Raw genomic sequence first — 17,068 nt, forward strand, 5'->3', positions numbered from 1 at the left:
TGGATTTCGCGGGCGGGAGTGGCGATCCCACGATGTGAGCTGTTGACGGCATCGCCGCGGCGTTTTAGGGTCGCTCTGTAAACGATTACAAGAACGATTACAGGAGTACGCCGTGAGTCGTCCGACGATCGCTGGGGTGGCCCGGGCCGCGGGGGTCTCGGTGGCTTCGGTGTCCCGGGTGCTGAACGGGTTGCCGGCGACCGAGGAGATGGCCGAGCGGGTACGGCGTGCTGTCGACGAGCTCGGGTATGTGCCGGACTCGCGGGCTCGGTCGCTGAAAGTGGGGCGGACGTTTCAGCTCACACTGGCGGTGGCGGATGTCGGTAACCCCGTCTACGTGACGATGATGCGGGCCGTCGAGGAGGTCGTGTCCGCGGCCGGATACCGGTTGGTGGTGACGACGACCGGGCCGGAGATCGTCGACGAGGTCGCGCTGGTGCGCGGGATGGCTCGTGGGTACGCCGATGGGCTGGTGATCAGCCCGTTGCGGGTCGACGACGACCTGATCAAGTCGATCCAGGAGTGCGACGTACCGGTGGTCGTGGCCGGAAACGTGCCGGCGAAGGCCGGGGTGGATACGGTGCGGGCGAACTCACCGAAGGGGATGGCCCTGGCGGTCGAGCATCTGGTGTCGCGGGGGCGGCGGCGGATCGCGTTCCTGAACGGGCCGGCCGACACGGTGCCGGGGGAGGCCCGGGCGAAGGGTTTCGCCGATGCGCTGCGCACCCACAAACTGCGGGCTGTTGCGCAGGTGGAGGCGGTGGACTTCACGTTCGCGGCCGGCCGCGAGGGTGGTCGCGAGCTGCTCGGGGGTGCTCGCGACCACCGGCCGGCGTTCGATGCGGTGATCGCGGCCAACGACCTGCTCGCGGTCGGGCTGATGCACGAGCTGGTCGCCGCCGATCTCGCCGTACCGGATGATGTGGCACTGGTCGGGATGGATGACAGCGAGCTGGCTGAGCAGTGCTTCCCGACACTGACGAGTGTGAACCTGGGGTCGGCTGAGCGTGGTCGGCGGGCGGCCGAGTTGCTGCTGGCCCGGATCGAGGACGGAGAGCGCTCCCCGCGCCGGATCGTCGTTCACCCGTCGCTGAGTGTCCGGCGGTCGACATGAGCCAGGCCACCGTCGCCAGACCGAAGCAGAACAGGGAGGCGATCTTCCTCTTCCTGCCAGCACTGCTGCCGGTCCTGCTGCTGAGCGTCTACCCGCTGATCCGAGGCATCGCGCTCGGCTTCACCAACGCCCGCGCCGGGCTGCGCGTCGACACCGACTTCATCGGATTCGGCAACTTCGGCAAGCTGCTGCACAACGAGCTGTTCTGGGACTCGTTCCGGATCGGCGTGATCTGGACTCTCTCGGTGACGATCCTGCAGTTCGTGGCCGCGCTCGGTCTCGCGTTGCTGCTGAACACAGATCTCAAGTTCCGCGGGGTGGCCCGGACACTCGCGCTGATTCCGTGGGCGATGCCGCCGGTGGTGGTCGCGATCATGTGGCGGTTGCTGCTGCACCCGACCAACGGCCCCGTGAACAAGGTTCTCCAGGATCTGCATCTCACCGATCACCCGATCAACTTCCTCGGCGACTTCAGTACGGCGCTCCCGGCGGTGATCGTGGTCGGAATCTGGGTCGGCATGCCGATGACGACTGTGACCCTGCTGGCCGGCCTGCAGGGGATCGACCGCTCGCTCTACGAGGCGGCCGCGGTCGACGGGGCGAGCGCTTGGCGCCAGTTCTGGTACATCACGCTGCCGCAGCTCAAGACCGTGATCGTCGCGATCACAAGCCTGGACCTGATCTGGAACTTCAACTCGTTCGGCCTGGTCTACGTGCTGACGGCCGGCGGACCGGGCGGCAAGACCATGCTGCCGATGCTGTTCGCGTACAACGAGGCCTTCCGCTACGGAAACTTCGGAATGGCCGCGGCGATGGGTGACGTGATGGTCGTGGTGATCATCGTGTTCCTCGCCTTCTACCTGCGGAATCGGCTCCGGAGCCAGGCATGAGCGAGGCGAGCGGTATGAGAACACGTCCGGTGGCCCGCGTTCTCCAGTACGCCGCCGTTCTCGGCTACCTGGTATTCCTGGCCTTCCCGCTGCTGTGGCTGATCTCCAGCTCGCTGAAGTCGCCGCGCGAGTTCGCCGCGATCACGCCGACGCTGCTCCCGAAGAACGTCGACTTCTCGAACTACACCAACGCTCTCGAGGAACAGGGCCTGGTCCGCTCTCTCGGGAACAGCCTGCAGATCTCGATCCTGACCACGATCCTGGTCCTGATCGTCGCGCTCCCGGTCTCGTATGCGCTGGCCCGGTTCCGCAGCCGGCTGCGGCCGATCACGAACGGCTGGATCCTGGTCAGCCAGGTGTTCCCGGTGATCCTGATCGTGATCCCGCTCTTCATGATCTTGCGGCCACTGCATCTCACGAACACGATCCCGGGCGTGGTGCTGGTGTACCTGGTCTGGTCCCTGCCGTTCGCGCTCTGGATGCTCCAGGGGTACGTCGCCGCTGTCCCACGGGAGCTCGAAGAGGCGGCGGCGGTGGACGGCGCGAGCCGGATCCGGACCATCGTCGCGATCGTGATGCCGTTGCTTCGCCCTGGCTTGATCGCAACGGCGATGTTCACCTTCATCTCGGCGTGGAACGAGTTCTTCTTCGCTCTGGTCCTGTTGCAGGACCCGGAGCTCAAAACCCTGCCGCTGGTCCTGGCCCGCTTCGTCGGCGCCGAGGGTCAGGTGCAGTTCGGCCCACTCGCCGCCGCGTCGGTGCTCGCGACGGTGCCCAGCCTGGTCTTCTTCGCCTTCCTGCAACGCCGGCTGACCTCCGGCTTGCTGAGCGGTGCAGTCAAGGGCTGACGATCCCCTGAGGAGAAACACATGAGGAAAGTAGTAACCGCACTACTCGCGGCAAGCGCTCTGGTGACGCTCGCAGCCTGTGGCGGCAACAGCGACAGCGGCAGCGGCGGATCGACGGAGAAGGTGACCCTGAAGTTCCAGAGTCTCGCCTTCCAGAAGACCACCGTCGCCGCGACGAAGAAGATCGTCGCGGACTGGAACGCCGCCAACCCGAACATCCAGGTCGAGTACGTCCAGGGCAGCTGGGACTCGGTCCACGACCAGCTCGTCACCCAGTTCCAGGGCGGGACCGCGCCGGACATCATCCACGACGAGTCCGCCGATATCACCGGGTTCATCAACCAGGGTTACCTCGCGGACCTCTCGCCGTACCTGAGTCAGGCGACCAAGGACGCCGTACCGCAAGGGGTTTGGGACACGGTCTCCAGCGACGGCAAGGTGTACGCCGCTCCGACGCTCCTGCAGTCGTACGTCGTCTTCGCCAACAGCGCGGCGTTGAAGCAGGCCGGGATCAGCACGTCCAAAGAGCTCACCTGGGACGACCTGGCTGCCAACGCGAAGAAGCTCACCGCGGGATCGAAGTACGGCCTCGGCTGGGGTTTGAAGAGCCCGACCGCGACCGTCCTCAACCTCGGGATGAACTTCGACGGTAAGTTCTTCGATGGCACCGGACGCGATGCCAAGGCAGTCATCGGGGACGCCGAACTCGAGGTGCCGAAGCGGATCCACGCGATGGCCTATACCGACAAATCGATCGACCCGACCTCGCTGACGCAGAGTGGATCGGACGTGCTGCCGGGCTTCTACGCCGGCAAGTACGCGATGGTTGTCGGCGGCAACTACGCTGCTCAGCAGATCGTTGCCGAAGCCCCCAAAGGCTTCCAGTGGGAGGTGCTCCCGCCGCTGAAGGGCACTAGCGCCAAGCAGGCCGCCAACCCGCAGACGCTGTCGGTGCCCGAAGAGAGCAAGAACGTCAAGCAGGCGGCGCAGTTCATCGACTACTTCATGAAGGCCGAGAACCTGGCCGCCGTCGGCCAAGGCGACTGGCTGATCCCGACCACGCAGGCGGCACGGGACGCGATCCTGACGACGACCGGCGGCAAGGACGGCTGGCAGCAGACTCTGGCCAGCGGTGCCGAGCTGACCAAGGCGCCGTTCCAGAGCGTGGAGAACTACCCGAAGTGGAAGGATCAGATCGCGACGCCGGCGCTGCAGGAATACCTGGCGAACAAGACCGATCTGAGTGCCCTGGGCAAGAAACTGAACGACGGATGGGGTCAGGTCAACAGCTGATGCCCAATGATGCGCTGAGTAATAAGTCGACAGGTGCCCTTGTCGGTTCCGCCGTCGGTGACGCGATCGGCGGGGCCGTCGAGGGCTGGACCCCGGCCGCGATCCGGGAGCGGCACGGCGGCTGGGTGACCGGCATCGTCGGGCCCTGGTACGACGATTGGCGCACCGCGCGGCCGATTGCGCCGTACCACAAGGGCGATGGGCACATCACCGACGACACCTTGATGACGCACGCACTGGTCGAGGTGTACGACGAACGCCGTACTCACCTGGATGCGTACGCGATCGCGGAGTCGCTGGTACCGAAGATGATCACCGGCCGTCGCTGGGTACCCGAACTGGAGACCGATGCGTTGTTGCTGCAGCGCGTCTTCCTGGCCGAAAAGTGGCTCGTCACGCGGCTGCATTACGGACATGTCGACCCACGCGAGGCCGGCGTCGGCAACATCGTGAACTGTGGTGCCGCCATGTACATGGCGCCGGTCGGGATCGCAAACGCCGGTGATCCGCAGGGTGCCTATGCCGAGGCGATCGACGTCGCCGGTGCGCACCAGTCGAGCTACGGGCGGGAGGCGGCCGGCGTGTTCGCGGCAGCCGTCGCCGCCGCAATGGTGCCTGGGGCAACAACTGCGACAGTGATCGAAGCGGCGCTGACCCTAGCCAAGGACGGCACGCGGAAAGCCATCCAGGCCGTGGCTGAGGCAGCAAGCAGCGTGACTGATTGGGAAGAAGCGATTCCCCTGCTGCGACAGGCGATCGAGCCCTTCGACAGTGTCGGGCCGGACTATCGCGACCAGTCGCTGGACGCCCGACGGCCGAGCCGCACGAAGGCGATCGAGGAGCTGCCGGTTGCTCTCGGCTTCGTGCTGGTCTCCGAGGGCGACGTACGGCGGGCTGTCCTCGGCGGCACGAACTATGGCCGGGACGCGGACTCGATCGCGTCGATGGCCGGTGCGATCACGGGTGCCCTCGGCGGACTGAGCGGCGTACCGGAGGATTGGGCGAGTGAGATCGCCGAGGCGAGCCGGACCGACCTCGTCCGGCCGGGCGTGCTGATGGCGTCGGTGGCTCGCGACCTGCACGAAGCTGATGCGCGTCGATGGGCGCGGCGGACCGAAGTACTGGAGAATCTGACCCAATGAGATTGACCTGGGTGCAGCCGGAGGACCTGCTGCCGCATCAGCTGGTTCAGTCCCGGTCGGAAGGCGTCGAGGTCGCAGACGTCGAGGCCCGCTGGCGGAAGGCTGGTGGGGCGACCGAGGCACCGGTCTCGGGCGCATCCGACAAGCCCGCGAGTTCGGAACTACGCGCCTTGGCGCGTGACCTCATCGCGGAGCTGGATGCGCGGACCCCGGTATGGATCGAGCCCGAGATCCCGCAGTTGCCACGGCTCGAAGCATCGACCGATCGCATCGCGGACGCCTGGCTCGGGCGGGCCGCCGGGAACCTGCTGGGCAAGCCGGTGGAGAAGATTCCCCGCGAGGGGATCCGCGAGATCCTGCAGTCGTCCGGCCAGTGGCCGCTCACGCAGTACGTGACGGCCGTCGGCGTACCGGACGAGATCCTGCAACGCTGGCCGTGGAACCGGACCTCCGCACCGACCAGTCTCCGCGAGGTCATCGACGGGATGCCGGAGGACGACGACCTCAACTTCGCCCTCCTTGCGCTGCGGATGCTCGAACAGTACGGCGATGCCCTGACCACCGAAGATGTTGCCCAGACCTGGTTGCGGGACCTCCCGGCCGCCCGGGTCTTCACCGCCGAACGCGTTGCCTACCGCAATCTTCTGAACGGCGCCGAGCCGGCCCGGGCGGCCGTTGTCGGCAACCCGTTCCGCGAGTGGATCGGCGCGCAGATCCGCACCGACGTCTACGGCTGGACGCACCCCGGCGACCGTACGGCGGCCGCCCGGCTCGCGCTGGTCGACGCCCGGCTGAGTCACACCGGAGCGGGGGTGGACGGCGCGTTGTGGGTGGCCGCGATGTCAGCCGCGGCGATGGCGCTCGACTCGCCGATCGAGGTTGCGCTCGCCGGGCTCGAGGTGATCCCGGTGGACGGTGCGATCTCCCGCGCGGTCCGGTTCGGCCTCGCGCTGGCCGATCACCCGCTCGACGAAGCACTCGATGCGCTGCACGAGGAGTACGGAGGTTTGCACTGGGTACATGCCGTGAACAATTCGGCACTGACCGGATATGCGCTCACGGCGCCCGACTTCACGACGGCAGTTGGCCGCTCCGTCATGGCAGGGTGGGACACGGACTCCGTGGGTGCGACGGTCGGTGCCGTATTTGGTGCCGTCCGGGGAGTTCCGGCAGAGTGGTCTGTACCACTGAAGAACCGGCTGGCCACCAGCCTGCCGGGGCTGGACCGAATCGCATTCGACGAACTGGCGGACAGGACTGTGGAGGTGGCCCGGGGTGGAGCCTGACGTTGTCGTGGTGGGCAGTGCGAACGTGGACCTGGTGCTCCCCGTGCAACGCATCCCGCGCCCCGGCGAAACCGTGCTCGCGGGCGTGATGACCCGAGGCCCCGGCGGCAAAGGCGCCAACCAGGCGGCGGCGAGCGCGCGGGCTGGTGCACAGACGGCCATGGTCGTGTCGCTCGGAGCCGACGACGGTGGCGCGCTGCTCCGCGACACGCTGACCGGCGCCGGCGTCGACCTGTCGCTGGCGACGACCTCTGACGCCCCGACCGGTACGGCGATCATCACGGTCGAGGCGAGTGGTGAGAATTCGATCGTGGTCGCCCCGGGCGCCAACGGCGAGCTGGCGCTGACCCCGGAGGCCGCCCACGTCATCGGCGGCGCCAAGATCGTGCTGGCCCAGCTGGAGATCCCGATGGAGACCGTCCAGGAGGCCGCGGCGACCAGTTCGTACTTCATCCTGAACGCGGCTCCGGCGGCCGAGTTGCCGAGTGCGCTGCTCGCCGACATCGACCTGCTCGTGGTGAACGAGAGTGAGGCCGAGGTGATCGCCGGTCCGGACCGGGCCGCGTTGCTGAAGCTGGTTCCGGCCGCGGTGGTCACGCTCGGCGGCGCCGGCGCGGTGATCCTGACCCGCGGCAACGACGAGATCACGGTCCCCGGCGTACCGGTCGAGGTGGTCGACACCACGGCCGCGGGGGACACCTTCTGCGGGGTGCTCGCGGCAACCTTGTCTTCTGTGTCAGCCATCGAGCCGATTACACCCCGCGACCTGACGAATGCGGTCCGACGCGCTAACGTTGCTGCTTCACTGAGTGTTCAGACCGCGGGAGCAATCGCCTCGGTGCCTCACGGGGATGCGATCGACGCGCGTTATGCGGAGGTGTATCTGTGAGTCCGCTCGAACCGCGGCCCATCGATCTGCCCGCCCGGGTAGATCTGGCGTTCCGGGCCGATCTGTCCTTTCTCGACGACGCGAAGATCCTCGGTGCGCCCGATGACCCGGCGGAGCTGCCGCGCTGGCGCGCCAAGCTGGCCGAGTGGCTGATCGGGTCGTACGAGCGGTCGCCGTACGACGGCTCCCAGTACGAAACCCCCGGTCGCGAGTGGACCCAGACGGCGTACTCGGTGGCGCTCGTCTGGCTCTGGGACGACCTGCTGTACGACGTCTCGACCGGCCGGTTCACCCCGGAGAAATTCGTCCGGCACGGGGTCGAGCAGTTCGGCGGGCATGACGCGATCGTGTTGTGGCACGCGTACCCGGTGATCGGGATCGACTCGCGGAACCAGTTCGACTTCTACCGTGACGTGCCCGGGCTGCGCGAGCTGATCGACGAGCTGCATCGCCTTGGTGTGAAGGTTTTCTTCGACTACAACCCCTGGGATGTCGGGACGCGGCGGGCTGCCCGGTCGGACGCCGAGGAGTTCGCTTCACTGGTCAAGGACTATGACGTCGACGGGGTCTTCCTGGACACGTTGAAGGAAGGCGACCCGGTCCTTACCCGGGCGTTGCGGGCAGCCAATCCGGCGATCGCACTCGAGGGTGAGTCACGGTTGCCGATGGCAAGGGTCAGCGATCACGCGCTGTCGTGGGCGCAGTGGTTCGCCGACACGCACGCACCCGGTGTGCTGCGTGCGCACTTGTTCGAGCGTCGGCACATGATGCACCACACGCGCCGCTGGCACCGCGATCACAGCGCCGAGCTGCAGTCCGCGTGGATCAACGGCGTCGGCATCCTGGTCTGGGAGTCGGTGTTCTCCAGCTGGGTCGGCTGGAGCGCCCGCGACCGCGCGACCCTTCGCCGGATGGTGACCGCGCAGCGCGCGTTCGCTCCGGTGCTGATCGACGGCGACTGGATCCAGCTGACCCCGGAGATCCCGGACAAGGCCCGGGTGCACGGCATCTACGGTTCGCGGTTCGACCTGCAGGACATCACGTTCTGGACGCTGATCAACCGTCATGAGGACGACTTCGAAGGCATCGTGCTGCGGTCGGAGGATCAGGTCGGCGACTGGTACGACGTCACGTCGGGCGTGCCGATCACGGCGACCGACGACGGCGTGCACCTCGTCGTACCGGGTCGTGGGGTGACCGGCATCGTCCGGGTCGGCGCGACCGCGGGAGCGAGCTGCCGGACGACGGCCCGCAAGCTGGGAACGATGCCACGTCCGCACGATTCCGACTCCGCCTTCCCGATGCGGCCGGCCGAACGGTTGCCGGTGCCAACACCCGCCAGTACGACAACTGCCGGTACGGCGTCGATCGGGCCGGCGGTCGACGTACCGGCTGGGCCTTGTGTGCTGACCGTGCGGCATCGGCGGCGGGAGACCGGGCTGTACGACCAGGCGCCGTACGTGGACGAGTGGAAGCCGTTGCCTCCTCGCCTGCATGACATCCGCACGGTGACGCGCGAGGTGTCTCTGCCGGGGATCTCGGTGGCGGTCTCCGAGGTGACCAACGGCGAGTATTTCGAGTTCCTGACAGCGACTGGGTATCGGCCGCTGATCTCGAACCGGTTCCTGGCCCACTGGGTTGATGGTGCGCCGGCGGCCGGGACTCTCGACCAGCCGGTGACGTACGTCGATCTGCCGGATGCGCGGGCCTATGCGGCCTGGCGCGGCGGGCGGCTGCCGACCGAGGACGAGTGGCAGGTCGCGGCCGGGCTGGACGGATTCGTCCGCGCCGAGCCGCTGGTCTGGAACCTGACCGAGAGCGAACACCGTGACGGCCGCAGCCGGTTCTGCATCCTGAAGGGCGGCTCGCATTATGTTGCCCAGGGCTCCGATTGGTACGCCGACGGTGGGCCGCAGGAACCGGAAGTGAGCTTCAAGTTGGTGCTGACCGGTGGTGGTCTCGACCGGTCGGAGACCATCGGCTTCAGGTGTGCGGGATGAGGCCTGCTCCTCTCGACGGGGTGAAGGTGCTCGAGGCGGCGACGCTGTTCGCGGGCCCGCTGGCGGCGACGTTCCTGGGTGACTTCGGGGCCGATGTCACCAAGATCGAGCACCCTGTGCGACCGGATGCGGCCCGCACTCATGGTGCGTCGAAGGATGGCGTCGGGCTGTGGTTCAAGACGCTCGGCCGGAACAAGCGGCTCGCGACGCTCGACCTTTCTCAGGGCTCTGAGGTTTTTCTCGAGCTGGTACGGCGGAACGACGTACTGGTGGAGAACTTCCGGCCGGGGACGTTGGAGCGCTGGGGTCTCGGGCCGGACGTGCTGCTGGAGGCGAATCCGCGGCTGGTGATTGCGCGGGTGACGGCGTTCGGGCAGGTCGGGCCGTGGTCCGGGCGCCCCGGGTTCGGATCGTTGGCCGAGGCAATGAGTGGGTTCGCGGCTGTGACCGGTGAGCCGGACGGTCCGCCGACGCTGCCGCCGTTCGGGCTCGCGGACGGGATCACCGCGCTGGCCACCGCGTACGCCGTACTGGTGGCGCTGCGCGAGCGGGATCGGTCGGGGGCCGGGCAGGTGATCGACATGGCGATCATCGAGCCGATTCTGATGATGCTGGGTGGCGGGATCACGGCGTACCAGCAGACCGGGTACGTGCAGCCGCGGCTGGGGAATCGCTCGTCGAACAACGCGCCGCGCAATGTGTACCGGACCATGGACGGTCGGTGGGTGGCGGTGTCCACGAGTTCGCAGAGCATCGCCGAGCGGGTGCTCACGTTGGTGGGGCGTCCTGATCTGGTCGCGGAGCCGTGGTTTGCGACCGGGCGCGAGCGTGCTGAGCATGCGGATGAGCTGGATGAGGCGGTTGGATCGTGGATCGCTGCGCGGCCGCTCGACCAGGTGATGGACGCGTTCGAGAAGGCTGAGGCCGCGGTCGGGCCGGTGCACGACATTCGGGGGATCGTTGCTGATCCGCAGTACGCCGCTCTGCAGACGATCGTTGCCGTTGACGACGATGAGCTGGGTGGGTCGGTGCAGATGCAGAACGTGCTGTTCCGGCTGTCGGAGTCGCCGGGGGCGATCCGCTGGGCGGGACGGCGGCATGGTGCGAACACCGACGAGGTGCTGGCGGAGATCGGGGTCTCGCCGGAACAGCTTGCTGCACTGAGGGCAGCGGGCGTCGTCTAGGTTTTGGGGGAACGTGTGCTGACTGGGTTGTACGTGCCGGCGAATCGGCCGGATCGCTTTGCGAAAGCCGTTGCCGCGGGCCCCGATCTGGTCGTGTTCGACCTGGAGGACGCCGTACCGGTCGATGCGAAGGTGGCGGCGCGCGAGTGGGCGGTTGCCTGGATTGCTGCCCACGGGGTTGGCTCGGAGCTTCGGGTGAACGCGCCCGGGACACCATGGCACGCGGACGACCTGGCCGCGGTGGCCGCCGTACCGGAGATCCGGCTGCGCGTGCCGAAGGTGGAGAGCGCGGCCGAGGTACTGCGCATCCTCGAACAGGTGCCGTCGGCAAGCATTACTGCCCTGATCGAGTCACCGCTCGGCCTGGAGCGAGCCTTCGAGATCGCCACCGCGGATCCGCGGGTGGTCGCCGTCGCCCTGGGCGAGGCCGACCTCCGCAGCTCACTCGGCGTAGACGGTTCGGAGGGCCTGGCCTGGGCCCGCGGCCGGCTCGTGTCCGCATCCCGAGCGGCCGGACTCGGCGCCCCGATGATGTCCGTCCACCCCCGCGTCGACGACACCGACGGCCTCCGCCGTACCAGCCTGGAAGGCCGCGCCCTCGGCTTCGTCGGCCGAATGGCCATCCACCCCCGCCAGCTACCAACAATCCTGGAGTCCTTCACCCCAACCGCCATCCAGCTCGCCGAAGCGGCTGACCTACTGGCCGCCGTCGAGAAGGCAGGCGTCTCCGCCGGCGGCGTAACCGTCCTCCCCGACGGCCGAATGGCCGACCCCGCCATGATCGGCCGAGCCCAAGAGCTAACAACCCTCGCCCGCGAAATCGCCCACAGGTCATAACCGGCTCGTCTGCTCGATGTGTGGGGTGACTTGCCGTCATGCCCGTCAGCAACTGGGGTTTGAACAGGAACTGGTGGGTGTGAACAGGTCATTACTTGTTCACGCCCACCACGTGGTGTCCACACCCCCTCGGTAAAGCCGGCAGCAGCGGCGAGCAACCGGCGGCCCAGCCGGGCCTGTCCAGTGCTGGGTCATGAAGTGTACAGTTCTGTACATGAGTGTCACTTTGCCGATTACTGAGGCTCGCGGCCAGCTTGGGTCGCTGGTGCGCCGGGCCTCGACTCGTCGCGAACGGACGACGATCACCGATCACGGCGAGGCTGCCGCGGTGATCATCTCGGCTCAGGAGTTGGCCGACCTCGAGGACCAGTTGGCGGTCGCGTTGTATCAGGCCGCGAAGGCGACGGGGCAGGTGCAGACTGTCCCGCACGAGGAGGTTAGGCGCCGTCTTGGCATGAGCCAGGCGTGACCTATCAGGTCGTCTGGAGCGAACGTGCTCTGGATCAGGCCGCGGGATACCTCGAGGAGGATCCCGACGGGCTCGAGCAGCTCATGGCCGCGATCGACACGCTCGCAGACGAGCCGCGGCCGGATTGGTCGGTGGAGTTCGGATCGCCCGGGATACGCCGCCTCGATGTCGGCCGGTTCCGCGTCCTCTACGACATCTATGCCAGTTCCGTCGTGATCGTCGTCATCCACGCCGGTCAACTCGGCTGAGAGCCACCACCTCCGCGGGTGGGGGATCACCTCTATCCGCGGGTAGGCGAGTTAAGGTCGTAGGCATGTTGCCGCGCAGTGTTGATGCTGTGGTGATCGGTTCGGGGCCGAACGGGCTGGTGAGCGCGATCGGGTTGGCCGATGCCGGGTGGGACGTGCTGGTGCTGGAGGCCGCGGACACCTTTGGTGGTGCGGTGCGGTCCACCTCCAGTGACGGCTGGGTCAGCGACCGTTTCAGCTCGAACTATCCGCTTGGGGTCGCGTCACCGGTGATCCGGGCGCTTGAGCTTGAGCGGTTCGGGCTGAAGTGGGGGCACGCGCCGCTGCCGCTGGCGCATCTGCTGGATGCGGAGGACGGGACGGCGGTGGCGATCCACCCTGACCCCGAGGACACCGCGAAGTCGGTCGGCGCTGAGCATCCGGGTGATGGCGAAGCGTGGTTGCGGCTCTACCAGCAGTACGTCGCGCTTCGTGAGCCGCTGTTGAAGTCGCTGCTCACGACGTGGCCGCCGGTGTCGCCGGCGATCAAGCTGGTCCGCAAGCTCGGGTCGGCCGGGGAGCTGTTGCGGTTCGCGCGGTTCATGGCGATGCCGATGCATCGGATGGGCAAGGAGCTGTTCGCCGGTCCGCGAGGTGCTGCGTTGCTGGCTGGGAATGCGCTGCATGCCGACGCGCCGTTGTCGGGCAGTGTCAGCGGCACGATGGGCTGGTTGCTGGCGATGCTCGCGCAGGATGTTGGGTATCCGGTGGCAGTCGGTGGATCGAGTGCGTTCTCCGGTGCGCTGGTGGCTCGGGCCGAGCGGGCGGGTGTGCTGTTCGCTGCGTCGATGCCGGCGACCTCGGTCGAGGTGAGCGGTGGGCGGGCGACCGCCGTACTGACTGCTTCGGGGGAGCGGGTCGCGGTGGAGCGGGCAGTGATCGCGGACACCTCGGCACCTGCCCTGTACGACGGTCTGTTGTCGGAGGCAACTATCCCGGCCGGGTTGCGGCGGGATCTGGATGAGCGGTTCGAGTGGGACTACCCGACAGTGAAGTTGAACTTCCGGCTCAGTGGGGCGATCCCGTGGAAGGCGGCCGAGGCGCGGTCGGCCGGGGTGGTGCACCTCGGTGGCACGGCCGATGAGCTGGTGCATCTGGCGGCCGACCTGGATACCGGGCGCCTGCCGTCGCAACCGTTCTTGCTGATCGGGCAGACGACGAAGTCGGATCCCTCGCGATCGCCTGCGGGTACTGAGGCCGTCTGGGCGTACGCGCATCTGCCGCGCGGCGTGGCCGACGATGAGTCGGCGGAGAAGCTGGCCGGCCGGATGGAGCGTGCGATCGAGCGGTTCGCGCCGGGCTTCGGTGCGTTGATCATCGATCGGGAGCTGCAGAGGCCGAGCGTGCTCGAGGCGGGGAACGCCGCGCTGGGCTACGGTGCGCTTGGCGGTGGCACGATGCAGCTCCAGCAGCAGTTGATCTTCCGGCCGACAATCGGTCTCGGCAGCCCGCGCACCTTCGTCAGCGGTCTGTATCTGGGCAGCTCGGCGATTCACCCTGGCGGCGGCGTCCACGGCGCGTGCGGTCATCTTGCCGCCCGTACGGCGTTGCGCGACGCGTCCCTGCTCGGCCCGGTCACGCGGTCGATCCCGGCAGCCGCGCTGCGCCGCCTGCAGAAGTGAACCTGCCCGAGTCGACCTGCCGCTCCCGGTTCGCTGCCGCGCGCGTGGCTCGGCTCGCGACGGTCGGGGCTGACGGGGTGCCGCATCTGGTGCCAGTGACGTTCGCGGTGGCCGGCGACGAAGTGTTCATCGCGATCGACCACAAGCCGAAGACCACCTTGAACCTCCGGCGCCTGCGCAACATCGCAGCCAACCCCGCGGTCACGTTGCTGGTCGACGAGTACGACGATGACGACTGGACCCAACTCTGGTGGGTCCGCGCCGACGGAACCGCCCGCGTGCAGAACGAGGCGGTCGAGTCGCTGGTGACGAAGTACCCGCAGTACGTCGACAACCCGCCGCAGGGGCCAGTGATCGTCGTACGGATAAATCGCTGGAGCGGCTGGTCCTTCGCCTGAATGATGGCCGGGTGACTGGATTCAGATCGGCTCGGGAGCTCAGTGCGGCGTTCTACGAGGACGTGATTCGGCCGGTGGTCGACGTACCGCATGCTGCGGGCTTGCTCGGCTGGGGATCGGATGTCCTCGGGTACGACACCGCCCGGTCGATGGATCACGGCTGGGGACCGCGACTGCAGGTGTTCGTGGACGAGCCGGCGAAGGTGCGCGACGCGATCGAGCAGGCGCTGCCCGACTCGTACGACGGGCATCCGGTGCGGTTCGGGTGGGATACGCAGGAGCCGATCCACCACATCACGGTCACGACGCTCAGCGACTGGCTCGTCGGTCTGCTCGGGTTCGACGCCTCCACCACCAGCACCACGGATTGGCTGATCACGCCGCAGCAGAAGTTGCTGGAGGTTGTCGCCGGTCCGGTGTACGCCGATGACGGGCGGCTCGAGCCGGTTCGCGCGAGGCTGCAGTGGTATCCGGACGAGATCTGGCGCTGGTCGATGGCGTGCCAATGGTCGCGAATCGGCCAGGAGGAGACGTTCGTCCAACGCACCCACGAGGTCGGCGACGAACTGGGCTCGCGCGTGCTCGCGGCCAGGCTGACCCGAGACCTGATGCGGCTCGCGCTCCTGCAGTCGCGGGCCTACGCGCCGTACTCGAAATGGTTGGGTACGGCGTTCGCGCAGCTCGATCATGCGGACGGGTTGAACCGCGTACTGGCCGACGTAGTTGCCGCCGACAACTATCCTGCCCGAGAGCAAGCACTGACGACCGGCTATCAGCTGCTGGGGGAGCGGCACAACGCGCTGGCGATCACCCCGGCCGTCGACCCGACGCCGCGACCGTTCCACGAGCGGCCGGCGCTGGTGCTCGGCGCCGACCGGTTCGCGGCTGCGTGCCTGGCAACGGTGACCGACTCCGGGCTACTGGCGTTGCCGTCGATCGGGACGGTCGATCAGTTCGCCGACAACACCGATCTGCTCAGCAACCCATCGGCGTACCGGCGACTGATCGACGTCTACGCAACCTGAGTCGCGATCCGGAGCGCCGCGACCAGGTCGCGGTACAGGCTGTCGGTGGCCAGCAGTTCCTGATGGGTGCCTCGGGCACGGATCGAGCCGGATTCCAGTACGACGATCTGATCGGCGTCGATGACCGTGGACAGCCGGTGCGCGATCGTGAGGACGGCCCCGGTCTGCGCGACCCGGGCGATCACCTCGTGCACCGCAGCCTCGGTCAGGCCGTCGAGCTGGGCGGTCGCCTCGTCGAGCAGCAGGATCTCCGGCGTACTGACCAGAGCGCGAGACAACGCGATCCGCTGCCGCTCGCCACCGGAAATGACGGCCGTGGACAGCAAAGTATCCAGCCCGGAGGGCAGTTGGCGGACCCGCTCGTCGAGCCGGACTGCGCGGAGCGCCTCCCACAGGGTGGCTTCGTCGGCGTCCTGGTGGGTGTAGAGAAGGTTCTCCCGAAGCGTCCCCGGAACCAGCGGAGTGTCCTGCTCGACGTACACGATGCGGCGGCGCAGATCCTCGAGCGACCACTCGTCCAGCGGTACGCCGTCGAGAACGAGCCGGCCGCTGTCCGGGTTGAGGAAGCGCAGCAGCAGCGAGAACATCGTGGTCTTGCCCGCGCCGGACGGCCCGACGATCGCGGTGTGCCCGATCCGCGGGATCTCCAGCGTCACGTCGTGCAAGGCCGGTGCCGAGCCCGGTGCGTAGCGCGCGGTCACCGCTTCGAAGCTGAGCGCCGATCGGTTCAAGTCCCTGTTGGTACGGCGTTCGCCCGTCGCGTCGGCGGGTTCGAGTTCGAGCGCGTCGACCTCGCGGATCCGGGTCGCCGCCGCGATCCCGGACTGGAGCGAACTGACCGTCGTGGTCAGCGTGGACACCGGCTCCATCAGCTGGAACGTGTACAGCAGGAACGCGACGAGACCGGAGACGGCCAGCAGCCCCTCGCTGACCCGCCAGGCACCGAGGCCGAGGATCAGCAAAGTCGCGAGCCCGATCCCGAAGCCAGCCACGGTCATCGCGACCGCCTCGTACCGGACCGCGCGGACGCTCTGCCGCGCGGACTCGGTCGCCTCGACGATCACCCGCTCGCTCTCGCGGTGCTCGGCCCGGCTCGCCTTCACGGTTCGGATCGCCCGCAGCGCGCCCTCCAGTGCACCGCCGAGCCGGCCGACCGCTCCCTGGGCCTGCTCCTGCGCCTTCGCCATCGGCGGCATCAGCAACGCCACGATCACCCCGACCAGGGCCAGCGCTCCCAGGGTCGTTGCCAACAGCACCCAATCGAGCAGGGCCATCAGGACCAACGATCCGATCAGCGTGATCACGCCGTTCACCAGCTGCACCAGGCTCGACGCAGCCGCCTCCCGCAGCAGCACAGTGTCCGAGGTGACCCTCGTGACGAGCTCACCTGGTGACTTGCCGGCCAGCTCGCCGACCCGGACCCGCAGCAACCGCCGCACCATCGAACTCCGTGCGTCGAGCACGACCCGCTCGCCCATCCGCCCCAGCAGGATCCACTGCACCAGCCCGAGCCCCGAGCTGATCACCAGCAGCCCGACCAGGAGCCCGACGAGCGGTGCGATCGGCGACGACGCCGCCAACCCGTCCAGCACCGACTTCGACACCATCGGCGTCGCCAGCGCGGCCGCCGTCGTACCGAGTCCGAGCACCATCCCCACCATCAGCGTCCGCCGGTGCGGACGGACGAACGACCACAACATCCGCAGGTTCTGCCAGCGTTCGGGCTTCATCCCGTTCTCCCCTCGACCGAATCACCAGAGTAGCCGAATGGGACAAGCGTGTCC

The 17,068-nt window shown here is 67.8% G+C and carries 16 protein-coding genes; 15 read left to right on the forward strand and 1 reads right to left on the reverse strand.

Going from position 1 to position 17,068, the window contains the following annotated elements:
* Positions 1–112: 112 nt before the first annotated feature.
* From E1261_RS03140 to E1261_RS03210, 15 genes are all read left to right on the forward strand, one after another.
* Entirely contained in the window at positions 113–1,114 is a 1,002-nt protein-coding gene (locus E1261_RS03140; protein ID WP_132401484.1) for a LacI family DNA-binding transcriptional regulator, read from the forward strand.
* Positions 1,111–2,004: a carbohydrate ABC transporter permease gene (locus E1261_RS03145; RefSeq protein WP_132401487.1), complete on the forward strand. Its 894-nt coding sequence runs from the start codon at positions 1,111–1,113 to the stop codon at positions 2,002–2,004. Before E1261_RS03140 ends, E1261_RS03145 begins: the two co-directional genes overlap by 4 nt.
* Positions 2,005–2,018: 14 nt before the next feature.
* Positions 2,019–2,852: a carbohydrate ABC transporter permease gene (locus E1261_RS03150; RefSeq protein ID WP_132401490.1), complete on the forward strand. Its 834-nt coding sequence runs from the start codon at positions 2,019–2,021 to the stop codon at positions 2,850–2,852.
* Between the two features lie 21 nt (positions 2,853–2,873).
* The gene (locus tag E1261_RS03155; RefSeq protein WP_132401493.1) at positions 2,874–4,145 is read left to right on the forward strand and encodes an ABC transporter substrate-binding protein; all 1,272 of its coding nucleotides are present in this window, start codon (positions 2,874–2,876) and stop codon (positions 4,143–4,145) included.
* On the forward strand, positions 4,145–5,287 hold the full coding sequence (locus tag E1261_RS03160; RefSeq protein WP_132401495.1) for an ADP-ribosylglycohydrolase family protein: 1,143 nt from the start codon (positions 4,145–4,147) through the stop codon (positions 5,285–5,287). The genes E1261_RS03155 and E1261_RS03160 overlap by 1 nt, the downstream gene beginning before the upstream one ends.
* Positions 5,284–6,573 carry an ADP-ribosylglycohydrolase family protein gene (locus E1261_RS03165; protein ID WP_132401498.1) on the forward strand — a complete coding sequence of 430 codons (1,290 nt, stop codon included), beginning with the start codon at positions 5,284–5,286 and terminating at the stop codon, positions 6,571–6,573. Before E1261_RS03160 ends, E1261_RS03165 begins: the two co-directional genes overlap by 4 nt.
* The gene (locus E1261_RS03170) at positions 6,563–7,462 is read left to right on the forward strand and encodes a ribokinase (protein ID WP_132401501.1); all 900 of its coding nucleotides are present in this window, start codon (positions 6,563–6,565) and stop codon (positions 7,460–7,462) included. Before E1261_RS03165 ends, E1261_RS03170 begins: the two co-directional genes overlap by 11 nt.
* The gene (locus tag E1261_RS03175) at positions 7,459–9,462 is read left to right on the forward strand and encodes an SUMF1/EgtB/PvdO family nonheme iron enzyme (RefSeq protein ID WP_132401504.1); all 2,004 of its coding nucleotides are present in this window, start codon (positions 7,459–7,461) and stop codon (positions 9,460–9,462) included. The genes E1261_RS03170 and E1261_RS03175 overlap by 4 nt, the downstream gene beginning before the upstream one ends.
* Positions 9,459–10,646 (forward strand): CaiB/BaiF CoA transferase family protein, encoded by a 1,188-nt coding sequence (locus E1261_RS03180; protein WP_132401507.1) that lies wholly within the window; start codon positions 9,459–9,461, stop codon positions 10,644–10,646. The genes E1261_RS03175 and E1261_RS03180 overlap by 4 nt, the downstream gene beginning before the upstream one ends.
* A 15-nt stretch (positions 10,647–10,661) precedes the next feature.
* On the forward strand, positions 10,662–11,483 hold the full coding sequence (locus tag E1261_RS03185) for an HpcH/HpaI aldolase/citrate lyase family protein (RefSeq protein ID WP_132401510.1): 822 nt from the start codon (positions 10,662–10,664) through the stop codon (positions 11,481–11,483).
* A 214-nt stretch (positions 11,484–11,697) separates the two neighbouring features.
* Positions 11,698–11,952 (forward strand): type II toxin-antitoxin system Phd/YefM family antitoxin, encoded by a 255-nt coding sequence (locus tag E1261_RS03190; RefSeq protein WP_132401513.1) that lies wholly within the window; start codon positions 11,698–11,700, stop codon positions 11,950–11,952.
* The gene (locus tag E1261_RS03195) at positions 11,949–12,200 is read left to right on the forward strand and encodes a type II toxin-antitoxin system RelE family toxin (RefSeq protein ID WP_132401516.1); all 252 of its coding nucleotides are present in this window, start codon (positions 11,949–11,951) and stop codon (positions 12,198–12,200) included. Before E1261_RS03190 ends, E1261_RS03195 begins: the two co-directional genes overlap by 4 nt.
* A gap of 65 nt (positions 12,201–12,265) precedes the next feature.
* Complete coding sequence (locus E1261_RS03200; protein ID WP_132401519.1) at positions 12,266–13,861, forward strand: phytoene desaturase family protein; 1,596 nt, start codon at positions 12,266–12,268, stop codon at positions 13,859–13,861.
* On the forward strand, positions 13,858–14,259 hold the full coding sequence (locus E1261_RS03205; protein ID WP_132401522.1) for a TIGR03668 family PPOX class F420-dependent oxidoreductase: 402 nt from the start codon (positions 13,858–13,860) through the stop codon (positions 14,257–14,259). Before E1261_RS03200 ends, E1261_RS03205 begins: the two co-directional genes overlap by 4 nt.
* Positions 14,260–14,270: 11 nt before the next feature.
* The gene (locus E1261_RS03210) at positions 14,271–15,284 is read left to right on the forward strand and encodes a DUF4037 domain-containing protein (RefSeq protein ID WP_132401525.1); all 1,014 of its coding nucleotides are present in this window, start codon (positions 14,271–14,273) and stop codon (positions 15,282–15,284) included.
* Here the strand turns inward: E1261_RS03210 and E1261_RS03215 are convergent.
* A complete protein-coding gene (locus E1261_RS03215; RefSeq protein WP_132401528.1) occupies positions 15,272–17,014 on the reverse strand; it encodes an ABC transporter ATP-binding protein in 1,743 nt (580 codons plus the stop codon). The two genes, E1261_RS03210 and E1261_RS03215, sit on opposite strands and share 13 nt — an antisense overlap.
* Positions 17,015–17,068 lie beyond the last annotated feature (54 nt).

Origin of the sequence: Kribbella albertanoniae, assembly GCF_004348455.1 — a bacterium.
In the GTDB taxonomy this organism is placed as follows: Bacteria; Actinomycetota; Actinomycetes; order Propionibacteriales; family Kribbellaceae; genus Kribbella; species Kribbella albertanoniae.